This window comes from Limnohabitans sp. T6-20, assembly GCF_003063505.1.
Taxonomy (GTDB): domain Bacteria; phylum Pseudomonadota; class Gammaproteobacteria; order Burkholderiales; family Burkholderiaceae_C; genus Limnohabitans_A.
In genome coordinates, this window is sequence record NZ_NERW01000001.1 from 115090 (window position 1) to 139292 (window position 24203).

General features: G+C 60.5%; 22 protein-coding genes. 6 read left to right on the top strand and 16 right to left on the bottom strand.

Features of this window, described 5'->3' with window-relative positions; translation table 11 throughout:
* The first annotated feature begins 85 nt into the window (after nt 1-85).
* The gene (locus tag B9Z33_RS00640) at nt 86-1630 is read left to right on the top strand and encodes a rhodanese-like domain-containing protein (RefSeq protein WP_108285126.1); all 1545 of its coding nucleotides are present in this window, start codon (nt 86-88) and stop codon (nt 1628-1630) included.
* 91 nt (nt 1631-1721) lie between these two features.
* Here the strand turns inward: B9Z33_RS00640 and B9Z33_RS00645 are convergent, their stop codons facing one another.
* The 10 genes from B9Z33_RS00645 to B9Z33_RS00690 form a co-directional block, all read right to left on the bottom strand.
* A complete protein-coding gene (locus tag B9Z33_RS00645) occupies nt 1722-2600 on the bottom strand; it encodes an SAM-dependent methyltransferase (protein ID WP_108286052.1) in 879 nt (292 codons plus the stop codon).
* 42 nt (nt 2601-2642) lie between these two features.
* Entirely contained in the window at nt 2643-3197 is a 555-nt protein-coding gene (locus B9Z33_RS00650; protein WP_108285127.1) for a DUF1415 domain-containing protein, read from the bottom strand.
* The gene (locus B9Z33_RS00655; protein ID WP_108286053.1) at nt 3194-4408 is read right to left on the bottom strand and encodes a CynX/NimT family MFS transporter; all 1215 of its coding nucleotides are present in this window, start codon (nt 4406-4408) and stop codon (nt 3194-3196) included. The genes B9Z33_RS00650 and B9Z33_RS00655 overlap by 4 nt, the downstream gene beginning before the upstream one ends.
* 184 nt (nt 4409-4592) lie before the next feature.
* On the bottom strand, nt 4593-5783 hold the full coding sequence (locus B9Z33_RS00660; protein ID WP_108285128.1) for a deoxyguanosinetriphosphate triphosphohydrolase: 1191 nt from the start codon (nt 5781-5783) through the stop codon (nt 4593-4595).
* A gap of 12 nt (nt 5784-5795) precedes the next feature.
* Nucleotides 5796-6911 carry a 3-dehydroquinate synthase gene (gene aroB, locus B9Z33_RS00665; RefSeq protein ID WP_108285129.1) on the bottom strand — a complete coding sequence of 372 codons (1116 nt, stop codon included), beginning with the start codon at nt 6909-6911 and terminating at the stop codon, nt 5796-5798.
* A gap of 32 nt (nt 6912-6943) precedes the next feature.
* Nucleotides 6944-7519, bottom strand: a complete 576-nt coding sequence (locus B9Z33_RS00670) for a shikimate kinase (protein ID WP_108285130.1) — start codon at nt 7517-7519, stop codon at nt 6944-6946.
* A gap of 127 nt (nt 7520-7646) precedes the next feature.
* Entirely contained in the window at nt 7647-9116 is a 1470-nt protein-coding gene (locus tag B9Z33_RS00675; RefSeq protein WP_108285131.1) for a type IV pilus secretin PilQ, read from the bottom strand.
* Nucleotides 9113-10219, bottom strand: coding sequence for a hypothetical protein (locus B9Z33_RS00680; protein ID WP_108285132.1), 1107 nt, complete (start codon nt 10217-10219; stop codon nt 9113-9115). The genes B9Z33_RS00675 and B9Z33_RS00680 overlap by 4 nt, the downstream gene beginning before the upstream one ends.
* Complete coding sequence (locus B9Z33_RS00685; protein WP_146183803.1) at nt 10216-10722, bottom strand: hypothetical protein; 507 nt, start codon at nt 10720-10722, stop codon at nt 10216-10218. The genes B9Z33_RS00680 and B9Z33_RS00685 overlap by 4 nt, the downstream gene beginning before the upstream one ends.
* A 74-nt stretch (nt 10723-10796) precedes the next feature.
* A complete protein-coding gene (locus B9Z33_RS00690; protein WP_146183804.1) occupies nt 10797-11546 on the bottom strand; it encodes a hypothetical protein in 750 nt (249 codons plus the stop codon).
* Nucleotides 11547-11732: 186 nt separating this feature from the next.
* Here B9Z33_RS00690 and B9Z33_RS00695 point away from each other — a divergent pair, with 186 nt between their 5' ends.
* Nucleotides 11733-14123 carry a penicillin-binding protein 1A gene (locus B9Z33_RS00695; protein ID WP_369916044.1) on the top strand — a complete coding sequence of 797 codons (2391 nt, stop codon included), beginning with the start codon at nt 11733-11735 and terminating at the stop codon, nt 14121-14123.
* Between the two features lie 58 nt (nt 14124-14181).
* On the opposite strand, the gene cyaY is transcribed toward B9Z33_RS00695, so the two are convergent.
* The gene (gene cyaY, locus B9Z33_RS00700; protein WP_108285135.1) at nt 14182-14511 is read right to left on the bottom strand and encodes an iron donor protein CyaY; all 330 of its coding nucleotides are present in this window, start codon (nt 14509-14511) and stop codon (nt 14182-14184) included.
* 12 nt (nt 14512-14523) lie between these two features.
* Here cyaY and B9Z33_RS00705 point away from each other — a divergent pair, with 12 nt between their 5' ends.
* Together B9Z33_RS00705 and lysA are read left to right on the top strand one after the other, a co-directional pair.
* Nucleotides 14524-14817: a lipoprotein gene (locus B9Z33_RS00705; RefSeq protein WP_108285136.1), complete on the top strand. Its 294-nt coding sequence runs from the start codon at nt 14524-14526 to the stop codon at nt 14815-14817.
* The gene (gene lysA, locus B9Z33_RS00710) at nt 14814-16112 is read left to right on the top strand and encodes a diaminopimelate decarboxylase (protein WP_108285137.1); all 1299 of its coding nucleotides are present in this window, start codon (nt 14814-14816) and stop codon (nt 16110-16112) included. Before B9Z33_RS00705 ends, lysA begins: the two co-directional genes overlap by 4 nt.
* A gap of 39 nt (nt 16113-16151) precedes the next feature.
* Here the strand turns inward: lysA and B9Z33_RS00715 are convergent, their stop codons facing one another.
* On the bottom strand, nt 16152-16757 hold the full coding sequence (locus B9Z33_RS00715) for a sulfite oxidase heme-binding subunit YedZ (protein WP_108285138.1): 606 nt from the start codon (nt 16755-16757) through the stop codon (nt 16152-16154).
* Nucleotides 16757-17752: a protein-methionine-sulfoxide reductase catalytic subunit MsrP gene (gene msrP / locus B9Z33_RS00720; protein WP_108285139.1), complete on the bottom strand. Its 996-nt coding sequence runs from the start codon at nt 17750-17752 to the stop codon at nt 16757-16759. Before msrP ends, B9Z33_RS00715 begins: the two co-directional genes overlap by 1 nt.
* 92 nt (nt 17753-17844) lie before the next feature.
* On the opposite strand from msrP, the gene B9Z33_RS00725 reads away from it, so the two are divergent.
* Entirely contained in the window at nt 17845-19320 is a 1476-nt protein-coding gene (locus B9Z33_RS00725) for a sensor histidine kinase (protein WP_108285140.1), read from the top strand.
* A 77-nt stretch (nt 19321-19397) separates the two neighbouring features.
* Nucleotides 19398-19778: a response regulator transcription factor gene (locus B9Z33_RS00730; RefSeq protein WP_158270149.1), complete on the top strand. Its 381-nt coding sequence runs from the start codon at nt 19398-19400 to the stop codon at nt 19776-19778.
* Between the two features lie 30 nt (nt 19779-19808).
* Here B9Z33_RS00730 and ccsB read toward each other — a convergent pair whose 3' ends face one another.
* The 3 genes from ccsB to B9Z33_RS00745 form a co-directional block, all read right to left on the bottom strand.
* The gene (ccsB, locus tag B9Z33_RS00735; protein ID WP_108285142.1) at nt 19809-21122 is read right to left on the bottom strand and encodes a c-type cytochrome biogenesis protein CcsB; all 1314 of its coding nucleotides are present in this window, start codon (nt 21120-21122) and stop codon (nt 19809-19811) included.
* Nucleotides 21119-23254 carry a cytochrome c biogenesis protein ResB gene (locus B9Z33_RS00740; RefSeq protein ID WP_108285143.1) on the bottom strand — a complete coding sequence of 712 codons (2136 nt, stop codon included), beginning with the start codon at nt 23252-23254 and terminating at the stop codon, nt 21119-21121. Before B9Z33_RS00740 ends, ccsB begins: the two co-directional genes overlap by 4 nt.
* Before the next feature lie 185 nt (nt 23255-23439).
* Nucleotides 23440-24072 carry a cytochrome c gene (locus tag B9Z33_RS00745; RefSeq protein WP_108285144.1) on the bottom strand — a complete coding sequence of 211 codons (633 nt, stop codon included), beginning with the start codon at nt 24070-24072 and terminating at the stop codon, nt 23440-23442.
* Nucleotides 24073-24203: the final 131 nt, after the last annotated feature.

The window sequence follows — 24203 nt, forward strand, 5'->3', positions numbered from 1 at the left end:
TTGATGTGCAATCCAAGCTATTAAAACTTTTAGTGTAAAAATAATATTTCCATTCGAGCCTGCAGACCTCAACATAAGGCAACACATGAAAAGCACGTTCACCTCAGTGGCCTTCATTCTGTTCTTTTGGCTTCCGGCACTTTGCCAGGCCATGACCCTTGAACGGGTCAACAACGACCTCTATGCGACGGGTCCAACAGTCGACCAAGACTTTTTGAGCTTCAAAGAGGCATTTGCAAAAGGCGGTGTTCAGCGCTTGATTCTGGTGAACGGTCCAGGCGGCGATCTTTGGACAGGCATGCAAGTGGCCCGAATGGTGCAGGAGGCCAAAGTCAAAACTGTTGTGTCAGGCTCTTGCATGTCGGCGTGCTCACTGATTTTCATGGGAGGACAAGAACGCGCCTTTGGTTCGGGACACCTGCCGCGTGTGACCATGATTGGCATTCATGGTGCGCACGATAAAGATAGCAAGAATGTCCTCTCCCAAGCAATGCCTCAGATGTACGCCTTGTACAAACAGCAAATGGGCGAAAAGTTCGATGCGGCAGTCATCAACCAAGCGCTCTATGGCATCAAAGAGGCGTCTGGTTTTCTGCGTATCCGTGAAATCCAGCGCACACAGGAAACGGACCGGACGCCCTGGTTTTGCCCCACAGGACAAACACCCTTCGACCAGTGCCAACAGCACTCGGGTAAAGATGCCTACACCCTGGGTGTCGTGACACAAACCGAAACGGTTGACCTGCAATTACCAGCCAGCATGAAAATGAAATTAGGGTTTTTTGGCAAACCCCTGGACGCCCCCCCTGTGGACTTCCAAGACCGCGCCGATCAGTTGATTGAAACCTTGTGCTCAGGGCAATTGCTCTGCAAAACCATTGGGGGAAGAACCCTGAAAAATTACCTCAGCGCCAACCAGAACAAAGCCCTGGCCATCGGCAGAGGCAAAACAGGCTACGGCGTCCGATTGGGAGATGATGACCCGGGGCTGGCCATGATGAGGGCTCTTTACTACTGCAACCATGCCAAAAACAACCCCAAACTCTGCCACCTAATCGCAGTCAATGACCATGAACTGCTGCCGCTTTACGATGAAGCGCAAGCCCAAAGCGCTTTATTGCTGGAAAAATTGACAGCCCCATCACCTGCGTTCAGCCAAACAGAGCGCGATGAACCAGGCAGCAGTACCCCCACTCGTTTGCGCACCGGCCATCAGGTGACGGGCATGACCCCCAAAGCGCTGGATGGAATTCAACGCTGGGACACGGCCACGTTGGCCCAAGCGCTGAAACAAAACGAACGCCCTGTCGTCATCGACACCGCTGCCTTTGGTCCGGTGATTCCCGGTGCACTGAATTTCATCAACAGTGGCTTGGCTTTCGAAAATGATCAAACAGAGTCCGCCTATGCAGAACGTTTTCGCCAAATGCTGCTAGCCGCAGCACCCAACCTGAACCAAGCTGTGGTTTTCTACTGCGCCAGCTCAGAATGCTGGCTTTCAGTGAATGCTGCGATGCGTGCACGGCAGCTGGGTTACACCCAGGTCATCTGGTACCGGGGCGGCATCAATGCATGGATGCAAGCAGGCTTACCGACCGTTGGGCGAGTACCCGTGGCTGTACTGAACTGACCCGAACCCGGATTCATCGATTAAAGGGGTAGCTGCCCTTGCACTGGTACCAGTCAATCCATCGGCTGGTGGATCACCACGGGATTGATCTTCAAGCATCAAGTGGCAATGCCACCAATGGGTACCGCTCCGCCATCAGCCCTTCCACCCCAAACTCCTTGAGCAGCGCCAGCAGGCGCTCGCCGGCTGCGCGTTTTTTCTGGCCAGTGTATTTGGCCAAAATCAGTTCGTTTTTCATGGAGTGCTCCCAGCCCACCAGCTCGGTCACGGTGACTGCATAGCCCTGCGACTCCAAATAGAGGCAACGCAGCACGTTGGTGAGCTGGCTGCCCACTTCGCGGGTGTGCAGGGGATGACGCCAGAGTTCTGCCAAAGGGGTGCGCTGCAGGTTCAGCGCCTTGTTCTGATTCAAAGCACGGGCCAACTCGGCCTGGCAGCAGGGCACCAGCACCATGAATTTGGCTTTCTTTTGCAGGCCAAAGGCGATGGCGTCGTCGGTGGCGGTGTCGCAGGCGTGCAACCCGGTGACCACGTCGATCTGCGCGGGCAACGCGTCGCTTTGCGCCGATTCGGCCACGCTCAGGTTGAGGAACTGCATGCGCGCAAAGCCCAACTTTTGGGCCAGCGCCTGGGACGACGCCACCAACTCGCTGCGGGTCTCGATACCGTAAATCGTGCCCCGACCCAGTGCTTTGAAAAACAGGTCGTAAATGATGAAGCCCAGATACGACTTGCCCGCACCGTGGTCGGCCAGCGTGGGGCCGGTGTCGCTGGCGGGCAGCTCGAGCAGCAATTTTTCGATGAACTGGAACAGGTGATAGACCTGCTTGAGCTTGCGGCGCGAGTCCTGATTGAGCTTGCCGTCGCGGGTCAGGATGTGCAGTTGTTTGAGCAACTCCACCGACTGGCCAGGGCGCACTTCGGGGGGCAACTCTGGCGTGGCAGCCACTGTGGGGGCACGTTTTTTCATGGGCAACATTCTTCGCCCGCAGGGGCGGGCTCCTACAAAAGATCAGGGACGCGGACCGACATCCAGGGCACGCCAGCCATCTGCACCCAGCTTTTCCAAGGTGGCGATGTTGGTTTCGTAAATCATCTCGGCTTCAGGAAAAGCCTCGACCGCCCGGTCAATGCTCTCCTCGCGCAACAGGTGCAGCGTGGGGTAAGGCGAGCGGTTGGTGAAGTTGCTGATGTCGTCGGGCTCGGTGTCGGCAAACTGGAACTCGGGGTGAAAGCTCGCCACCTGAAACTCACCTTCCAGGTCCAGCTCTTGCAGCACGGCATCGGCTTCGTCCAGAAAGTCGTTGAACTCCAGAAAGTCGCGCAGCATCTGCGGAATGACCAACAGCACCGTCTCGCGCTCTTCGGCGGGGGTTGCAGCCAGCGCTTGCAGCTGCTCGATCAGCTCATCACGCAGGCCTTCTAAGCCCTTGGCTTCGCTCAACACGTAATGAATCTGCCCCTTCACATGCGGGGCTTTGGCAAAGGGGCACAGGTTCAGGCCGATCACGGCGCGCTCAAGCCAGCGCACGGTGTCAGCAATTTCGGGGGTGTTCATATCGGTCATGGGCGAGATTGTGCCTGCGTCGTCTGGCGTTGCAGCTCACGCCCAGCCCCCCAGGCCAACACCGCCCCCACCGCACAACACCCCATCGTGACCAGCGGCGTGAGCTGCCAGCCGCCGGCACGCGCCGCCACAGCAGCCACCACAGGCGGCCCCACAAACTGGCCCAGGGCCGAGAGTTGCTGCATCCAGCCCACGGTGGTGGCCACCTGTTGCTCGCCGGGGGCCAGGCGCACCGCCAGACTGAACAAGGTGCCCGGCACCAGTCCGCCCATGCCCGAAAACACCAGCACGCCGGCATAGCGCAGCCAAGGCAAGCCGTCGGTGAACGCCGCAAAAGCCAGCGTGCTGCCCAGCGCCATGGCAGCAAAACCCAGCCACAAGGTTGAGCGTGGTGCCCAGCCGCGCTGCAACAAGCGGCCAGAGGCCATGTTGCCCGCCATGTTGACGGCTGCGGCCAGCGCCGTGAGCACGCCCAGCAACGCACCGCTCACGCCCGCCGCCGCGTAGATGGACGGCAGAAAACCCACGACCGCCAGCCACTGCCCCGAATACATGCCAAACGTCAGCGCCACCAGCCACGGGCCGGGCGCGCTCAAGGTCTGCCGCAAACGCGACCCCGCGCCCTGTCCTGCATGGGCCACATGGACAGCGGGGTCTGCAGGCACAGCGCGGTGCAAGCCCAACGCCATCGCCAACGCCACCGCTGCAAACAGCCACCACCACACCCCCCAACCCCAGGCCGGGATGAAGAGCGGCCCCAGCAACAAGGCCAGCGCGGTGCCCGTGGGCATGTAAGCGCCCCACACGCCCAGCATGCCGGGCAGCTGCGCAGGCGGCACCAGTCGGCGGATCAAGGCGGGTGCAGGCAGGGCCACCAGCAAAAAGCCCAGTCCTTCGATGGCCCGCAGGGCGAGCAGTGCCGTGACCGAAGTGGCGAAGCCGCCCAGGCCGCTGGCCAGCGCCAGCAAGCACAGGCCGCGCACCATGCTGCGCTTGAGCCCCATGCCATCGGCCAGCAGGCCCATGAACACCGCCAGGCTCAGGCCCGCCAGTTGCACGATGGACAGCAAAAAGCCCGACTGCACCAGCGTGAGGCACAGTTCAGCCTGCAAAGCGGGCAAGGCCGGGGGCAGCTTGCCGACTTGCAGGGCTGCGACGACACCGGCCAGCACCACCAGCCAGGCGGCGCGCTCAGAACTTGAGGCGGTCATGACACCCCCCTGCAACGCACACATTCGCGAGCAGGGGCTCGCTCCCACACCAAGCACAGTAACGCTGTGGGAGGCTGCCCCTGCGGCCGAATGTCGGATCTTTGGACGCCCCAAGGGAACATGCGGGCATTCGCGCGCAGGGGCAGCCTCCCACAAAGACTGCCGCCGCGCCAAAACACACGACTCACAACACCTTGCGCCCGGTCAGGCGTTCGTGTTCACGCAGGGCAAAGCGGTCCGTCATGCCCGCGATGTAATCGGCCACCGAGCGGTGCAAGTCGGCGTTGGCCGCAAAGTCAGCCGACATTTCGGCCGGTTGCGCCACATAAGCCGCAAACAACTCGCGCACAGCGTCTTTGGCGCGACCGGTGGTGTCGGTCACTTGCGGGTGGCGGTACAGCTGCGCGAACAAAAACTTTTTCAGCTCCGCCGTGCGGGCTTTCATCTGTGGGCTGAAACCCACCAGCGGCCCGGCCAGGCGGGCTTCGTCAGCGGTTTGCACGCCCGCTCGCGCCACCGCTTCGCGGGTGGTGTCGATCACGTCATAGACCTGATCGCTCAGCATGCGGCGGATGGTTTCATACAGCAGGCGGCGCGGCTTTTGCGCCAGCGCGGGGTGCTCGCCCAGCGCTTGCTGGTGGTAGTGGGCAAACAGCTCCACCCCCAGCAACTGTTCGGTGCTGATCAGCCCCGAGCGCACGCCGTCGTCGATGTCGTGCGCGTTGTAGGCGATCGCGTCGGCCAGGTTGCACAGTTGCGCTTCCAGGCTGGGCTGGGTGCGGTCAATGAAGCGCCGCGCCACCCCGCCCGGCTCGGCCCGCTCCAGGTGCTCGGCGTTGGCGCGTGAGCAATGTTTGAGCACGCCTTCGCGGGTTTCAAAGCTCAGGTTCAGTCCGTCAAACGCGGGGTAGCGCTCTTCAAGTTTGTCCACCACGCGCAGGCTTTGCAGGTTGTGCTCAAAACCGCCGTGCTCGGTCATGCATTCGTCCAGCGCATCTTGTCCGGCGTGGCCAAAGGGCGTGTGGCCCAGGTCGTGGGCCAGCGCCACGGCTTCGACCAAATCTTCATTGAGCCCCAGCGCCCGGGCAATCGAACGGCCCAGCTGCGCGACTTCGAGCGAATGCGTCAGCCGCGTGCGAAACAAATCGCCTTCGTGGTTCAGAAAGACTTGCGTTTTGTAAACCAGCCGCCGAAACGCGGTCGAATGCACGATGCGGTCGCGGTCTCTTTGGTACGCATTGCGCGTGGGTGCGGCGGGTTCGGCAAATCGGCGGCCCCGGGTTTGGGCGGGGTCGCAGGCCAAAGTTGACAAGCTGGCCGACAAAGTGCCGGAGGCCTGCACGGGAAGATCGGACAGGTCACCAGACAGCAGCATGGGCGGGACCTTTCAGGCGCAGCAGGCGTTGATCACGTCGCGCACCATGGCGTCGGGCGAGCCGCAAACCGACGCTTTGCCGGGCCCGTCGATGATCACAAACTGGATGTCGCCGCCCACGGCTTTCTTGTCCAGACGCATGTGTTCGATGTAATGGCCCGCGTTGTCGGCCGCGTCAATCACGGGGCCGCGCACCGGCAAGCCAGCGCGTTCGATCAGGGCACGCAAACGCGCCACAAAGGCGGCATCCACTTTGCCCAGCCGCTGCGAGAGTTCGGCCGCCATGACCATGCCGCAGCCCACGGCCTCGCCGTGCAACCACACGCCAAAACCCAGACCCGCCTCAATGGCATGGCCAAAGGTGTGGCCAAAATTCAGGATGGCGCGCAGGCCCGCTTCGCGCTCGTCTTGCCCGACCACCCAGGCCTTGATCTCGCAGCTGCGCTTGACGGCGTGCGCCAAGGCCTCCGGGTTTTGCGCCATCAAGGCGTCGATGTTCGCCTCAATCCAGCCCAAGAAATCCATGTCGGCAATCGGGCCATATTTGATGACTTCGGCCAAGCCCGCGCTCAGCTCGCGCGGGGGCAAGGTGGTCAGGGTGTTCAGATCGCACACCACGCGCACGGGCTGGTAAAACGCGCCGATCATGTTTTTACCCAGAGGGTGGTTGATGGCGGTTTTGCCGCCCACCGACGAATCGACCTGCGACAGCAGGGTGGTGGGCACCTGCACAAAGGGCACGCCGCGCATGTAGCTGGCCGCGGCAAAGCCGGTCATATCACCGATCACGCCACCGCCTAAAGCAAACAGCACCGTCTTGCGGTCGCAGCCTTTGGACAGCAGCGCGTCAAAAATCAGGTTCAGGGTCTGCCAGTCTTTGTGGGCCTCGCCATCGGGCAACACCACGGTGTGGACCTGCTTGTAATGCGGGGCGATGGCGGCGCGCAAGGCGGCTTCGTACAGCGGCGCGATGGTGGCATTGGTCACGATCATGGCCGCCTGCGCTTTGGGCAAACCGGCCCAGGTGTCGGCGCGGCCGATCAGGCCCTGGCCAATGTGGATGTCGTAACTGCGGTCGTCCAGCGAAATGGCGACTTTTTGAATGAGGGATGTAGAGGACTCGGACATAGGCCCCGAGTGTAGGGGCTTTGGGGCGTATTTCAGGGATTGGCGACTGGGCCGACCACCGCTGTCGCCGATGCCTGGGCTGGGGGGTTGGCAGGCAAATGCCCGGCCAGTTCCAGCTGCATGACGATCATGTTGACCAGCGTGGCCACCGACGGCCGCCCGGTTTCGATGACAAAGTGGGCCGCCTCGCGGTACAGCGGGTCGCGCGCCTCAAACAGCGCACGCAGCCGGGCCAGCGGGTCGTCCACCTGCAGCAAAGGCCGCGCCGTGTCATGGCGGACGCGACGAAACACGTCTTCAGGTGTGGAGCGCAGATAGATCACATGGCCCCGCTCGCGCAAATGGCGGCGGTTGGCTTCGCGCAAGACAGAGCCCCCACCGGTCGCGATCACACCTTCGTGCGATTGGGTCAGGTCGTCGAGCACTTGCTGCTCCACATCGCGGAAGCTGTCTTCGCCTTCGCGGGCAAAGAATTCCCGGATCGAGCAACCCAGGCGGTGCTCAATCACATGGTCGGAATCGACAAAGGGCACCCCCAAGCGGCGCGCCAGCTGCCGACCGATGGTGGTTTTGCCCGAGCCCGGAAGGCCCACGAAGATGATGCTCAAGAAAGTCTCACACTGAAAATGTCGGCTTGGCCACACCCCAAAGTGGCCTGCAGCGCGGAGGCACCAAGTGTATTCGACCGCTTGGGGGGCATTTCGGGCGCTTCAGCCCAGCCCCAAGCACAGCCCCTCAGGGCGGCAGTGTGGTCGGGGCATCGGCCACCACCCGGGGCGTCAGGAAGATCAGCAACTCGCTTTTGCGCCGGGTCTGGTCGCGGTTTTTGAACAACCAGCCCAAACCTGGCACATCACCCAGCCCCGGGACTTTGGCTTCGTCGTTGCGGTTGGTTTCTTCGTAAATGCCACCCAGCACCACGGTGCCGCCATCTTCCACGCGCACCTGGGTTTTCACATGCTTGGTGTTGATGGCATAGCCCGCAGGGGTGATTTGCCCCACGCTGTCGCGGTTCACATCCACATCCAGCACGACCGAGCCGTCAGGCGTGATTTGGGGCGTCACTTCCAGCTTGAGGTTGGCTTTGCGAAACGAAATCGCGGTCACGCCGTTGCCCACGGCGGTTTGGTAGGGCAGCTCGGTACCCTGCTCAATGAGGGCTTTGGTCTGGTCGGCCGTCACCACGCGGGGGCGCGAGACCACCTTGCCCAAGCCCGCAGCCTCCAGGGCCGAAATTTCCACATTGATGAAGCGGTCCGCGGCGGCATTGAAGAGCGAGACAGCAAAGGTGGCCGGGGTGTTGAGCGTTTGCCCTGCCGACCCCGCCGGCAAGTTGACCTGGTTGCCCGCCACCGTCCCGGCAGCCGCAGGCTGGTTGCCAGCGCCCACGCTCAGCGTGTTCGAGCGGCCTTGCACCTTCAGCGGAATCGCCAGCCCCGCCCCCAAACGCACGCCCAGTGACTGGCCAAACTGGTCATCGGCCTCCACAATGCGCGCCTCGATCAGGATTTGCCGCACCGGCACATCCAGCTGGGCCAGCATTTTTTCCAGGTCCAACAAACGCGCGGGCAAGTCTGAAATAAAAAGTTGGTTGGTACGGGGCTCGGCCAACACACTGCCACGCGCACTCAACCAACGCCCGCCTGTGCTGCCAGCCGCACCGCCTTGCAAACGCTGGGCGACCTCGGTGGCGCGGGCATATTGCAAACGCAAGGACAGCATGTGCAGCGGGCTCACCGCGTCCAAAGCGGCTTGGGCATCGAGCTGTTTTTTCTCGCGCAAAGCCCATTCGCCTTGCGGTGCCACCCAGAGCACACGCCCCTCCAAGCGCGAGACCAGGCCTTTGGACTGCAAAACGATGTTCAAGGCTTGTTGCCACGGCACCTCGGTCAGACGCACGCTCACTTGCCCCACCACACCCTCGGTGGGCACCACATTCAAGCCCGAAAAATCGGCAAACACCTGCAACAAGGCTTTCAGCTCGATGTTCTGAAAGTTCAAGCTGATCGGCTTGTTGTCTGGCGTTGGAACACCCAAGCCTGCACGCGGGTCTGCACTTGGCCCTGCGCTGACTGCGGTCTCGCCCACCAGCAACGGGGCTTGCGGCGAAGGGGTTTCGGCAGATTGCGCCCATGACGAGAGCGCAAGGCTGAAGCCCAACACACCACCACAGCCGTACACACCCCATTTTTGGAAGCTCATCATCGCTTGGTCCCGTCCTTTGGTTCGTCACGCCGTTCGCCCCATCCCAGCATCAACATCGGCCCCTGCGCCAAGCGCAAGCTGACGCCCGCATCGGTGATGGCAGCGACCCGATGCCCTTCTTGTGTGACCCGCTGTCCCTGGCTCACCCTGACCCAATGCGGCCCCGCTGACAAGATCGCTTGTCGATCAGCCCCTTGCTGCCAGAGCCCCGCCAAACGCACACGGGCCAAAGGCCAATGACGAGGGTCCTCGGGCAAAGGATCAGGGCCGGCAACTGCGACGGCGACGGCGGCCCCCGAAGCCCCGGAAACACCTGAGGCACCTGACGCACTGGCGCTGGCATCGGCCGATTCGGCCAAACGCACAGCATCTCCACCCGAAGGCAAGCCCTTGGCCTGTGCAAACACAACAGCCTCTGAACGCCCCAACGAACGCGGCTCCAGCAGGGTCAGCTGATCCCAAGCCCCATCAGGCTCTGGCTGTGCGTGCACGCCAGCATCGCTAGGGCGCAGCCAGACCCGCAGCACCGCATCGATCTGGACTTCTTCAGGATGGGCCGTTGCGGCCACGCTGATCCGGTCGATCGAACACACCGGCCCGGCTTGGGTGAAGGCGGCCCAAACATGTGACCAATCCTCAAAACGTCCCAGCAAACGCACCGCCACCGCCTGGCTGGGCAAGCCTGCCGTGCTTCCAGCAGCCAAGCTGGGCGGCAAGGGGCGCAAAGACTGCAGGCTCAATCCGCCCCCCGTCAAGGCCTGTTGCAAATCGACCCAAATTTGCCCTTGCCGCGCCTGCACCGGCAAACTCATGAGCATGTTCTGCTGATCAGCGGGTAATGGCTTGTCAGGGTTGCCCGACAAGCCCGCAGGCAAGGTCGCCAATTGTTGGTGCAATTGCGCGACCGCTTGCGCAACGTTTGCATGGTCTTCGCTGACCTGCGCCTGCGCCAGCCAAACACCCGACAAACCCACCACCCAACCCGTGATCGCAAAACCCCACCGGCGCAGCCACCGCTCAAGCAAGCGTTGCAGGTGGGGCCAGCGCCATGCGTCCCCCGACAGTTCGCGCACCGGGTATCCCGGCTGGTGATCCGGGTTCATGGTTTGGGTCCTGGTGCGCGCGGCAACGGAACAAGCGAAGCACCGTGCACTGCGGGCCACACAGCCTGCCAAACGAAGCTCACCCCCTCATGGGGCGCCGTCGTGATGCTCGCCAGCGCCAAGGGGTGGTCCAGCTGATCGGACAGTCTTTGCTGGGCATGGGTTATCGCGTCAATGTGTGCGCTTGTGCCTTGGAACTCGATTTTTTCGGCCTCGGCCTGCAAACGCTCCAGCCTCAAGCCACTTTGCCGGGCTTCTGTTTGCAAGCTTTCATGCAAAGCCGCCCAAGCCTGCTGATGTTGTGCAACCTGTTTCAAATGCGCCATCTGCTCGGTTTGCAAACGCGATTGGGTTTGGCGTCGCACGGCTTCTTTGGCCAGTTGCGTTCGCGTGGCCACACTCGCTTGCAACAGGCTTTGCTCTTGCTGGAGCCGCACGGTCTGCAGCGCTTGCCATTGCAGCCATCCCCACGCGATGGCCCCGCCCAAGAGCAGTCCTGCCAAGCTGCTCCACCACCGATGAAAAATCTTTTGTTGCCGAGCCAAGCTCGGGTAATGGAGCACATTGAGCGCACGCATCACTGCCAAGCCTTCAGCGCCAGGCCGCTTGCCACCAAGCGCGGGCCTGTCGGCGTGCTCAGGACTTGCCGGATGGCCTCATCGATCGCCTCATTCGAATCGGACGGCTCACCTTCGTCCGTCAAACCGGTCGGCTGCGTCAAGCGAAATTGCCAGTCTTGCGGTGCCTGGGTCAGCAAACTGGCCACGCCCCCTTGCAATGCACGAACGCCACGCTCGGCGGCTTGGGCTTCAGACTCGACCGCAGCCAAACGCCAACCCGCCGCCCTTGTGCAGTCCTTGAATTCGACCATGTGCGCCTGCGCGCAACCCATCCAGTGCACACGCTGCACGAGGCCATCGGTCAAGGGGGCCGGTTCAAAGTCAAAATTCACTTCATCGGGTGACAACTGAAGCGCCTGAGACACCTCCAGCTGCACCTCATAAAGCCAATCTTCTTCTGGCAAGTGCGCCGGGAAATCGATGACCCCCTCCTGCAAATGGGCAGCAGGCAAGGCCATGTTCAAACGGTGCCGAGCACCACCGCGCAAGCGTCCGTTGTGACGCAAGGCCTGGCTCAACCAAGCCAGATCCGTCAAACCCGAACCGGCGGGCGCCTGCAAAGAGACCGTGGTGTGCACCTTGGCCAAGCCACGGCTTTGTCGGGTCAATCCCACCAAAGCCCAAGCCATTCCGTGTGGGGCCAAACCCCAGGCCTGGCGGGCCGACCGGGAAGTCAACCGCCGCCACCAATGCGCCAATGCCTGCATGCCGTGCCTCCCTGGGAAGGGACCTGAATGGCCTTCCGAGAGGTTTTGTAACATGAATCAGCGTTCATGACAATTTTTTGAAAACCAAATAATTCAAAAAGTATTTTGAAACACCTGTTGGCTCAGTCCAGGATTTTTATAATGTGCGGCAGCCTGCGCCTTGTTGGCTGCACCACCAGCCCACCTATGCCATCCAAAGACACCCCCTCTCCAGAAAAGCAACGCCCCAGAGAGGTTGCCCCAGCGTCCACCCCCACCGCATGGTTTGTGAAAGTGGCTTTGTGGGCACTGGGTCTCATGGCCGCTGGACTGCTGTCCATCCTCTTGGTGGTGGGTGTGGCCATGGTCATCGCCTATCCCAACTTGCCCGACATTTCTGACTTGGCAGATTACAAGCCCAAGCTGCCTTTGCGGGTGTACACCGCCGACGGCCAGTTGATGGGCGAATTCGGCGAAGAACGGCGCAACCTCACCCCCATCAAAGACATCCCGAAAGTGATGAAAGACGCGGTGCTGTCCATCGAAGACAACCGCTTTTACCAACACGGCGGCGTGGATTACCTGGGCATCTTGCGTGCGGGCATTGCCAACGTGGGCCGTGTGAAAAGCCAGGGCGCTTCAACCATCACCATGCAGGTGGCGCGCAACGTTTACCTGTCCTCCGAGAAAACCTACACCCGCAAAATTTATGAAATTTTGCTGACCTACAAACTCGAGCACATGTTGAGCAAGGACCAGATCCTTGAAATCTACATGAACCAGATTTTCCTGGGCAACCGTGCCTATGGTTTTGCATCCGCCTGTGAAATCTACTTTGGCAAACCGCTCAAGGAAATCACCGTCGCCGAAGCCGCCATGCTGGCTGGCTTGCCCAAAGCGCCGTCGGCCTACAACCCGATCAGCAACCCCAAACGCGCCCGGTCACGTCAGCTCTACATCATCGAGCGGATGGAAGAAAACGGCTACATCACCACGGCCCAAGCCAAAGAAGCCAAAGCCGAGCCGCTCAAACTGAGGTCTGCGGCCGACAAAAAAATCCTGCACGCCGAATACGTGGCCGAAACCGTCAGGCAGATGGTCTTCGCCCAATATGGTCAAGAAACCTACACGCGCGGCCTGAACGTTTACACCACCGTCCAATCGACCGAACAAATGGCCGCCTACAAGGCCTTGCGACAGGGCATCATGGATTTTGAGCGCCGCCAGATTTACCGGGGCCCCGAAAAATTCATCGACCTGCCCGCCGACGCCAAAAAGATGGAAGACGCGATCGACGATGCACTGGAAGACCATCCGGACAACGGCGATGTGCTCTCAGCCGTGGTTCTGGAAGCCTCGCCCCGCAAAGTGGTGGTCGTTCGTCAAAACGGTGAGCAAATCAGCATCACAGGCGACGGACTCAAGCCCGCCCAATCGGGTCTGTCTGACAAGACACCACCGGCCAAGCAGATTCGCAAAGGCGCCCTGATCCGCGTTACCCAGACCCCCAAGGGCGCATGGGAAATCACCCAACTGCCGGAAGTGGAAGGTGCCTTTGTCGCGCTCACCCCTCAAACAGGGGCCATTCGGGCCTTGGTCGGGGGTTTTGACTTTGCCAAAAACAAATTCAACCACGTGACGCAGGCCTGGCGTCAACCGGGCTCCAGTTTCAAACCGTTCATTTATTCAGCGGCGCTGGAAAAGGGCTTCACACCGGCCACCGTGGTCAACGACGCGCCTTTGTTCTTTGACAGTGGCGTCACGGGCGGGCAACCTTGGGAGCCCAAAAACTACGACGGCAAGTTTGACGGCCCGATGAGCCTGCGCACCGGTTTGGCCAAATCGAAAAACATGATCTCGATCCGAATCTTGCAAGCGGTCGGCGCGCGCCCTGCACAGGAGTGGATTACCCGGTTTGGTTTTGACGAAGACAAGCACCCCGCTTACCTGACGATGGCGCTGGGTGCCGGATCGGTCACCCCCATGCAAATGGCCACCGGCTACTCGGTGTTCGCGAATGGCGGCTACCGCGTTCAGCCCCACTTGATCACCCGAATCACCGACTTCAAGGAGCGCGTGTTGGTTGAGAGTCCAGAGCCCACCCAACTCGGCGAGGCGAACTCAGCCATCCCGGCCCGAAATGCTTTTGTCATGACCAGTCTGCTGCAAGAAGTCACGCGTTCGGGCACCGCCGCACGCGCCCAAGCCACGCTTCGCCGTCCGGACATTTACGGCAAAACAGGCACCACCAACGATGCGATGGACGCCTGGTTTGCAGGCTACCAGCACCATTTGGCTGCGGTGGTCTGGATTGGCTACGACGCTCCACGCAAGCTGGGTGACCGCGAAACAGGCGGCGGCTTGAGCCTGCCGGTGTGGATCAGCTTCATGGAAACAGCTTTGCGCGGCGTGCCTGTTTCAGAACCGCCCGTACCAGAAGGCCTGGTGAACGTGGGCGGTGACTGGATGTACGAGGAATACGCCAAAGGCGGCGGCGTGAGCACATTGGGCACGGGCAACGAGGCTTCAGGCAAAGCCCCACATGCAACGCCCCCAGCTGAAGAGCGCAATCGGATTCTGGATCTGTTCCGAAACTGAAGGCCACCCAACGGCCAACTGCTGGCACTGGGCAGGCGCCCCTTGCCAGCGCTCCCACTCAGGGCTTGAACAACAGGCTTTGACCGGCCTGCTCTGACGCGTAACGCGACAGGCTTTCCCAAAACTCCCCCTGTCCCTTGGTGTCCACCCAGTGTGTGCCGTCAAACTTGTAATGAAAACCACCGCAGCGGGCCGCCAACCACACCTCGTGCAAGGGCTTTTGCAGATTGATCACGATCTGGCTGCGGTTGGGAAAGGTCAGCGTGACCATGCCACCCGTGCGCTGGTTGTCGATGTCGGCATCGGTGTCGTCGTTCAGGCGATCGCTGCTGATCTCCACGCCGGCGAGCAGGCGTTCAGCTTGGTCCAGAAATTCAAGGTCGGTCATTACAATCGCTGCATGTTGAAGGTATTGAAGATTCTAGTCACGGCGCATGCCCTTGTCGGCAGTGCGGCGATGTTGGCCGCATGCGGCCAAAAAGGCCCGCTGGTTTTGCCCAGCACACCCGAGTCTGCCGGGCGAGCCACCCTGCCTCAAACCTTGAGCCCATGGCGAGTCCAGCCCGCGCCTGGCACCCCAGCTGCACAGCCCAGCTCCCAAACCGAAACCCCTGCTCCCGTGGCTGCACCGTCTGGTGCACCCGCCACAGCCCCCCTGACCGCACCTGAGGCACCCGCTGCCGCCCCACGATGAACGCCATTGCCACACCCCAAGGCCTGCCAGGCCAGCCCCACATCGCCTACGCTGGCGATCAACTCATGGTCGAGGGCGTTCGCCTGTCTGACCTGGCCCGCGAACACGGCACACCACTTTTTGTTTATTCCAAAGCGGCCATGTTGTCGGCGCTGGCCGCCTACCAGCGCGGCTTTGCCGGGCGCAAGGCCCAAATTTGCTATGCCATGAAAGCCAACTCCACCCTGGCGGTGCTGCAGGTTTTTGCCGATGCCGGTTGTGGGTTTGACACCGTCTCGGGCGGCGAACTGGCCCGTGTGCTGGCCGCAGGTGCCGACCCAGCCAAAGTGATTTTTTCGGGCGTGGGCAAGACCCGCGCAGAGATGAAGCAAGCCTTGCAAGTGGGCATCGGCTGCTTCAATGTGGAAAGCGAAGCCGAACTCGATGTGCTGAGCGAGGTGGCCGTGAGCCTGGACAAACAAGCCCCGGTCAGCTTGCGCGTGAACCCCAACGTGGATGCCAAAACCCACCCCTACATCTCGACCGGACTCAAAGGCAACAAATTCGGCATTGCGCACGAAGACGCCCTGCGCGCCTACCGCCATGCGGCCAGCCTGCCAGGCCTGAAGGTGGTGGGCATCGACTGCCACATCGGCTCGCAAATCACCGAAGCCACGCCGTATCTGGACGCCATGGACCGCGTGCTGGACCTGGTGACCGAGATCGAAGCCGCAGGCATCGCCATCCACCACATCGACTTTGGTGGCGGCTTGGGCATCAACTACAACGGCGACACGCCACCCGAAGCCGATGCGCTTTGGGCGCAATTGCTCGCCAAACTCGACGCGCGCGGCTACGGCCAGCGCCAGATCATGATCGAGCCCGGTCGCTCCCTCGTGGGCAATGCGGGCGTGTGCCTGACCGAGGTGCTGTACCTCAAGCCCGGTGAACAAAAGAACTTCTGCATCGTCGACGCGGCCATGAACGACCTGCCCCGCCCGGCCATGTACCAGGCCTTTCACCAGATCGTGCCGGTGACCCCGCGCACGGACACAGGTGCAGGTGCTGGCGAGGTGTACGACATCGTGGGCCCCGTGTGCGAAAGCGGCGACTGGATTGGCCGCGACCGCCAGTTGCAGGTAGCCGCCGGTGACACACTGGCCGTGTTGTCGGCAGGCGCGTATTGCATGAGCATGTCGAGCAACTACAACACCCGAGGCCGCGCCGCCGAAATTTTGGTGGACGGCACCAAGGCCCACCTGATTCGCCAACGCGAATCGGCGTTTGACACCTTTGCGTTGGAACAGCTGGTCTGATCTGCGCACGCAAGGTGCATCGCACCTTGCAGACCCTGCCTATGACCTGAATTGGCGAGCTTTGCGCCAGACACGCCAAGCCAAAAGCAGCGCCAGCACCACGGCATAAACCCAGACTTCGGCCAAGTTGTTTTTGCCGGCGCGCATCCAGAAAAAATGCAGCACGGCCAACACCGCCACGGCATACACACTGCGGTGCAGCTGTTGCCAACGTGCAGCGCCCAGCCAACGGATGGCCCGGTTGAAGGACGTCAGCGCCATCGCCGTCAACAGCAGCCAAGCGGCAAACCCCACCAAAATGAAGGTCCGTTTGGGAATGTCGGCCAGGATATCGGCCAGGTCGAGCCCCATGTCAAACAGGGCATAACAAGCCAGGTGCAGCACCGCATAAAAATAAGTAAGCAAGCCCAGCATGCGGCGAAACCGCTGCCACTCGGGCCAGCCTGACCACACCCGCAAAGGTGTCACGGCCAACACCACGCACAGGCTGCGCAACGTCCAGTCACCGGTGGCGCGGGTCAAATACTCGGTGGGGTTGGGGCCCAACTGGTCTTGCAAGGTCAGCCCCAACAGCCAGGCAAACGGCAGCAGCCCGATCAGCAGCAGCCCCCACCAAGCGCCGGGGTGCCTCAAGGCCTGTCGCATCAAAAGAACTTCTTCAGGTCCATGCCCGCATACAGCTGACCCACTTGCGCTTCATAGCCGTTGAACATCAGCGTCTTGCGCTTTTTGGCCAACAAACCGTCTTCGCCAATGCGCCGCTCGGTGGCCTGGCTCCAGCGGGGGTGGTCCACCAAGGGGTTCACGTTGGAATAAAAACCGTACTCCTGAGGGGCAGCTTTTTCCCAGGAGGAGACGGGTTGCTTGTCGGTGAAGCGGATCTTCACCAGGCTTTTGCCACTCTTGAAGCCGTATTTCCACGGCACCACCAGGCGCAAAGGCGCGCCGTTTTGCTTGGGCATGACTTCGCCGTACATGCCAAAGGCCAGCAAGGTCAGCGGGTGCATGGCTTCGTCCATGCGCAGGGCCTCGACATAAGGCCAGTCCAAAGCACCACCGCGCACACCCGGCATGGTCTTGGGATCGGCCTGGGTGATGAACTCGACGAACTTGGCACCGGGCTGAGGCTCCACGCGCCGGATCAAATCGGCCAGCGAATAACCGATCCACGGAATCACCATCGACCAGCCTTCCACACAGCGCAAGCGGTAAATCCGCTCTTCCATCGCGCCCCACTTCATGAGGTCTTCCAGGTTCACGCGCCCGGGCTTTTTGACCAGGCCTTCGATCTCCACCGTCCAGGGTTGGGTCACCAGGGTGTGGGCCCGTTTGGCCGGATCGGATTTGTCGGTGCCGAACTCGTAAAAGTTGTTGTAAGTGGTGGCGTCTTTGTAAGCGGTGAGTTTGTCCATGGTCAGCGCACCCGCCACCGCCGATGGCACCGAGGCCAGCGGTGCCAGTTGTCCCGCACGCGGGGTTTGTGCATAGGCTTCGCGCATGCCCCACGCTGCCAAGGCCAGCCCGGCTGAGCCGGTGGCCAGCTGGCGGATGATGTCGCGCCGCGACTGGTAGACCGATTCAGGGGTGATTTCGCTGGGGATGGCGTGCTGAAAACCTGACTTGTTGGGCTGAATGATCATGAACGGTCCTGGTTTGGGCTGAAAATAGCTGTGTATTCTGAACTTTTTCAGACACCTTTGCGCAAGCAGTGTCTGCCCTCCAAGGAGCCCCCATGCATCCTGCGATCGGTTTGCTGATCCATGTGGTGATCGCCATCCACATTGCACTGCCCTTGGGCACCTGGCTGCTGCTGACGGGGCGTCGCAATGACATCACACGTTTGTGGTTCATCAGCATCTCGGTCTACAGCCTCTCTGTTTGCTCCATCGCTTTGCGGCCTTTCGTCTCGGAATACGTCTCCTACATCCTGGCTTGGTCAGGGGCCTGTGCTTCGTGGCTGTTGATGATCGAAACGTTGCGCCGTGAACTGAACAAAACCCCTTGGCGCTGGCCCTACATGGCCATCCCCGTGACCGTCTGGGCGCTCTTGTTGGTCTGGCTGTATGAATCGGGCAATGTGACCACCACAGGCGTTTTGGTCTATTCCACCGTCTTTGTCTGCCTGAACCTGACGCTGTCTTATTTGGTGTGGCAACTCAGGCGCACGTTTCCAAGCCGCAGCTTGCTAATGATTCAGGTGGCTTTTGCGATCCACGCATCGGCTTACCTCAACCGTCTTTACCAATATGCCCTGTCCGGAAATTTGGATTACCTGAATGTTTTCTCTTTTTCGTGGGTCGGCAACCTCGTCACCTTGTCCACCATCCTCGCCATGGTGTTGATTTGCTTCGGTTACTGGGGTTTTTCACTCGAAAAGTCGAATGCAGAAAAAAAGCACGCGCAAAAAGGGCAGCTGCAGGCGCAAGCCGAAAGCGATGCCATGCGCGCACTGGTCAAAGAGCGTGACCAATTGCTGATGCTCAATGCCCGGGTGTCCGCCTTGAGCAATTTGTCTTCTTTTTCAGCCATGTTGGTGCACGACATCAGCCAACCTCTGCAGGCTTTGGAATTGGGCTTGTACGACCTGCAAGGCCGACTTTTGCCCGTGCAGGAAGCGCCTCAACTCAAACCCCGCATTGACGAGTTGATGGTCTTGTCGGGCAAAGCCAGCGAGATGGTCAGCAGCTTGCGGCACCTCATGATCCGGGGGCAAGACCAAATGGACGATGTGGATTTGCACAAAGCCATCCAGGCTGTTTTTCCGATTTTGCAAGGTGAAGCCACTCAGCGAAACATCGACATTCGTCTGTCCAACCACTTGCCCCCAAGCATTTTGGTGCAAGCCAACGAGGTGATGCTGCAACGGATCGTCTTCAACCTAGTTGCCAATGCCATGGATGCGCTGAGCAAACAGACACCGGCACACCCCGGCATCGTTATCGAACTTCAACAACGGGACAAAGATGGCAATAACTGGGTGGTTTTACAAATCCGGGACAACGGCCCCGGCCTGCCCGACGAACTGCTGCAACAACTCACCGGCCCCGTGGTTTCCAGCAAAACACAAGGCTCCGGGCTGGGTTTGTTGCTCACGCAAAGCATGATCCGGCTTTGGGGCGGGCACACGGCCATGCAAAATTCATCGCCCAACACAGAGACTGGCGCATGCATTCAGCTGTGGTTGAGACCCACCGAACCAGCGGCCTGAAATTCAAAGCCCGCTTGCAGCACGCGTGCAAAGCTGCACTGCAAAAATTACAATCGGCCGTTTACACCGTTTCACACATGCACAAATCAGGTCTGGTCCATGTTGTTGATGACAACGCGGACATCCGTCGGATGCTGGCTTTGGTCCTCGAGAGCCAGGGTTACACAGTTCGCGTCCACGACGGTGGTGAAGCCTATTTGAATGCCGATCCTTCACAAGCGCCGCATGTGATGCTGCTTGATGTGCGCATGCCGGGCATGAGCGGGCTTGAGCTGCACGCCAAGCTCAAGGCCAGTGGCAACGACATCCCTGTCATCTTCATGAGCGGAGAAAGCCAAGCCCACGAAACACAGGCCGCCAACAGCTTAGGGGCCGTGCACTTTTTGTGGAAGCCCTTCAACACCCAGGAGATGCTGACGGTGATCGACAAAGTCCTGACAGGCAAGCCAGTGCCCTGACCCGTCAGGGCGCCGCGCCCATCGGGCGCTTTAGAGCGTGCCGTAGCTGTGCAAACCGCTCAGGAACATGTTGACGCCCAGGAACGCAAAGGTTGTCACAGCCAAGCCCATCAGTGCCCACCAAGCGGCCACGGTGCCGCGCAGGCCCTTCATCAGCCGCATGTGCAACCAGGCTGCATAGTTGAGCCAAACGATGAGGGCCCAGGTTTCTTTCGGGTCCCAGCTCCAGTAACCACCCCAAGCCTCGGCGGCCCAAAGCGCGCCCAGCACGGTGGCGATGGTGAAGAAGGCAAAACCGACAGCGATCGATTTGTACATCACGTCATCGAGCACCTCCAGCGAGGGCAGACGCTCGGCAATGCGACGACGTCCCCAAAGAATGCCCGCCACGATCAAGGCCGACAGGCCGAAATAAATCACCCAATAACTGCTGCCACCTTCCACTGCGGACTTGCGAAACACCAGCGGCTCAAAGCACAACACGATACCGAGCAACCACAGCGGAGCCAGTTTGTACCATCGTGCTTCACCTGCGGTCTGCTTGATCAGATAAGCAAAAGCCACCATGGCAGCCAATGCAAAAGTGCCATAGCCAATGAAGTTGGCCGGTACATGCAGCTTCATCCACCAGCTCTTGAGAGCGGGCACCAAGGGTTGGATGGCATGCGCCTCACGCACCAGGGTGTACCAGAGCAAAAAGCCCACCGCTGCACTGACGACCAGCATCACAAACGCGCCCATCGTGCGGGTGCGGTAGTGGTCTTCGTAGTACAGGTAAAAGCCTGCTGTCATCCAGCAAAACATCACGAAGACTTCATAAAGGTTGCTGACCGGAATGTGCCCCACGTCGGCACCGATGAGGTAGCTCTCGTACCAGCGCACCATGGTGCCGATCAAGGCCAGCGCCACGCCGACCCAGGCCATGCGGCTGCCCAGAGTTTCCAGGTTGTCGCCCTGACCGCGAATGAACATGCCCGCCCAGTAAAAGGCGGTGCTGATGAAAAACACCATGCTCATCCACAAAATGGCAGATTGGCTGGACAAGAAATACTTGAGCCAGAACACCTGCTCGGCACGGGCCAAATCACCCTGGTAGGCATTGATGGCAAACAAGGACAACCCGGCAACCACCAGCATCAGGGTGCGCATCGGGCGCCAAAACCAGGCCAAAGCCACGGCTGCAGGCACGCTGGCCACCAAAATGCCTTGCTCATAAACATCCATCGCTTGGCTGTAGCGGCTGAAGGCAAACACCATACCCAAGAGCGCCAGCACAGCAAAGCCCCAATCGAGCGCACTGCGGCGAGAGAAGTAACCGGGGTTCAAAGTCACAGTTGTAGTCATTGGTTTTTCTCGGGGCGACCCAGCAAACGGGCACTCAGTTGGTCAAATTCACGGTCCACATCCAAGGTCTTGCGATTAGACGACAAGGCCAGGGTGACCTGCGAGCCGTCGCTGGGGTTGCCCGCTTGTGGTGCCAGCCACACCCACAGGCGCCGCTCACGCACATAGAGCATCGCAAAAACACCCAGGATCAGGAAAAAGCAGCCCAGATAAACCACATTTTTGCCCGGGGCTCTGGCCACCTGGAACACGCTGGCCTGCACCTGCTTGAAGTCTTTCAGCAAAAAGGCCATGGGCGCGGGATAGAAAGGCGCATCGGACAGCGCCAGCACCGATTGCGACATGAAGCCTTGCACCTTGTCTGCGGGCAAGGGCTTGACCCCTGCTTGCTCACGGGCCACAGCGTCCAGTTCCAACAAGGCACCATTCAAAATGCGCACAAACATTTCGCCCGCACGGCCACGCTCTGCCTCGGGCACATTGGCCTCTAAAAAGTCAGCCAAGGCTTGCAAGCCCGCCACTTTTTTGCCTTTGACTTCTTCCTGTCCTGCAAACAGACCCAAAGCACGGGCGGCCGAACCGGCCAATTGCTGCGTCAACTCTGGCCGCTGGGGGTCTACCGCTTTGCGCGCGTACCGTTGCACCGCCCGCTCGCGCAGCATGGGGTCTGCCAAGGCGGCGCGCAAACGCACAAAGCCGTCCAGCTTTTCGTTTTCATCGGCCGGGGGGCGCAGGTAACGGTAAGGCTCGGCCGGGTTCTCTCGCATGCCCAGCAAGAACACGGACACCCCATCGCCCGCATCCACGGGCAGCATGTAGTTGTTGTATTCACGGGCCTGGCCTGCGGCGTCGCGCAACTTATAGCTCACGCTCGGGCCCACATTGCGCAGCTCTTTGGTTTGGGTGGTTTTGTGACCCGCGCCCATGCGCTGGTCGATGGCGCTGCGCAAGTCGACTTTGCGCACATCCACGCCCTGCCCTTGTGCGCCGTTGCCCGACATGTTTTCCACGTTGATGACGCGAAGCCCGGTGAACTCCAGGTTCATCTTTTCGGGTCCATTGCTCAGCTCGGTGATGCCGCCGATCGTGCCATCCACCTCAAAAGAGCGGGTAGCGGCGGTCATGGGCACGGCCTGCAACTTGACGCTGGAGCCGCCGTCGTCAAAGCTGGATTGGTAAATCTCGATGCCCTTGTAGCTGACCGGGTGGTTGACCTCGACGCGCGCCTCTTTTTTCTCGCCTGTGGCTTTGTCGTGGATCACGATGTCGCTGGCAAACAACTTGGGCATGCCGGTCGAGTAGTACTCCACAATGAACTTCTTGAGTTCAATCGCAAAAGGCAGTTCCTGCAACAAGATGCCACTGGACTGGCTCAGGATGGCGGTGCTGGAGGCGGTGTCCTCGGCCACCATCAGGTTGCCCCGAAACGCCGGGTTGCGCTCAGACAAGCGGTGTTTCTCGGGCACATCGGCAATCAGGCCGCCACCGCTGTAGATGGCTTTGCCGCCAAACCACATCTGGGCGCGCACGATCAAGTCGCCGTCAAGCAAACCGCCCACGCACACCAGCACGATGGCCGAGTGCGCAGCGATGTAACCGATCTTGTTGGCCGCACCCGCCTTGGCCGCCAGCATCCAGCCCGTGCCTTGCGGGGTCTCGCGCGATTGCAACTTCACCTTCCAGCCGCCCGTGACCAGCAAAGCCCCCAGGCGCTTGGCTGCCGCTTCAGGCAATTCGTTCAAATGACCTTCTGCCTTGTGGTGAAAAGCCTTGAGGCTTTGCTCGCGGATGTTTTCTTTGTAGGTCTTGAGATCGGCCAGGATTTTGGGCGTGTTGCGGGCAATGCACAAACTGGTGCTGAGCACCAGGAAAGCCAGAATCAACAAGAACCACCAAGCGCTGTACACCGCATTGAGCTTCAGGGCCGTGAAGAATTCAGCCCAGAACGGTCCGAATTGGTTGACGTAGTTCGTGGCGGGTTCGTTTTGTTTGAGCACCGTGCCGATGACCGAGGCAATGCAAATGATGGTCAACAGCGAGATCGCAAACCGCATGGACGACAACAGTTCCAGCAGTGCTTGCCAGCGGGGTGAGCCACGTTCGGATTCGGGGCTGGAGGCAACAGACGTCATGGTGCAGCGGTGTCCACAGGCAAACAAAAGCGGGCCAAAGCCCGCCACAAACAAAAAAGGCCGGATAACCGGCCTTGATGGGTCACGTCACAGCCGGGGACCCGATTGTGGCTCAGCCAGCTGATGGCTGAATGAAGACCCCATGCGCCCAAGGGATAGCCCCCAGGGCGAGGTCTCGGCCGCGCTCAGCGCAGACCGGCCATGTAGTCGGACACAGCCTTGATTTCGCGGTCGTTCATCTTGGCGGCGACCTGGGTCATCTGAATGCTGTTCTTGCGAACGCCGTCACGGAAGGCCACCAGCTGGGCGGTGGTGTAGTCAGCGTGCTGACCCGACACACGGGGGTATTGAGCAGGCATGCCCGCGCCGTTGGGCGAGTGGCAGCTGGCGCAAGCGGCGATCTGGCGGTCTGGAATGCCACCACGATAGATGCGCTCACCCAGGGCCACGGTGTCTTTGTCTTTGGCAAAACCGGGCTTGGCTTGCTTGGAGGCGAGCCAGTAGGCGATGTTGCGCATGTCGTCATCGCTCAGGCCAGCGACCATGCCGCTCATCACGGCGTTGGCGCGCTTGCCCGATTTGAACTCTTGCAATTGCTTGACCAGGTATTCGGGGTGTTGCTGCGACAGCTTGGGGTTCACCGGAGTGGTCGAGTTGCCGTCAGCGGCGTGGCAGGCCACGCACATGGCGAATGCGGCTTCGCCTTTGGCCAGATCAGGCTTGGCGGCTGCAGGGGCAGCGGCGGGGTTGGCCAATGCAGAACCCGCCACAAAAGCGGACAGGGTGGCAGAGATCAGAAAAGAGGCAAGAGACTTCATGGTCGTCGTCCAAAAGTTGGAAGAATGGGCGCAAAACCCAAGGATTCTACAATGAGGCCTTCGTCAGTTTCCTGACGACCCAAGGTCCCCCTGATTTATGAGCTCCAGCCCCCGCGTTTCCACCCCTTCGC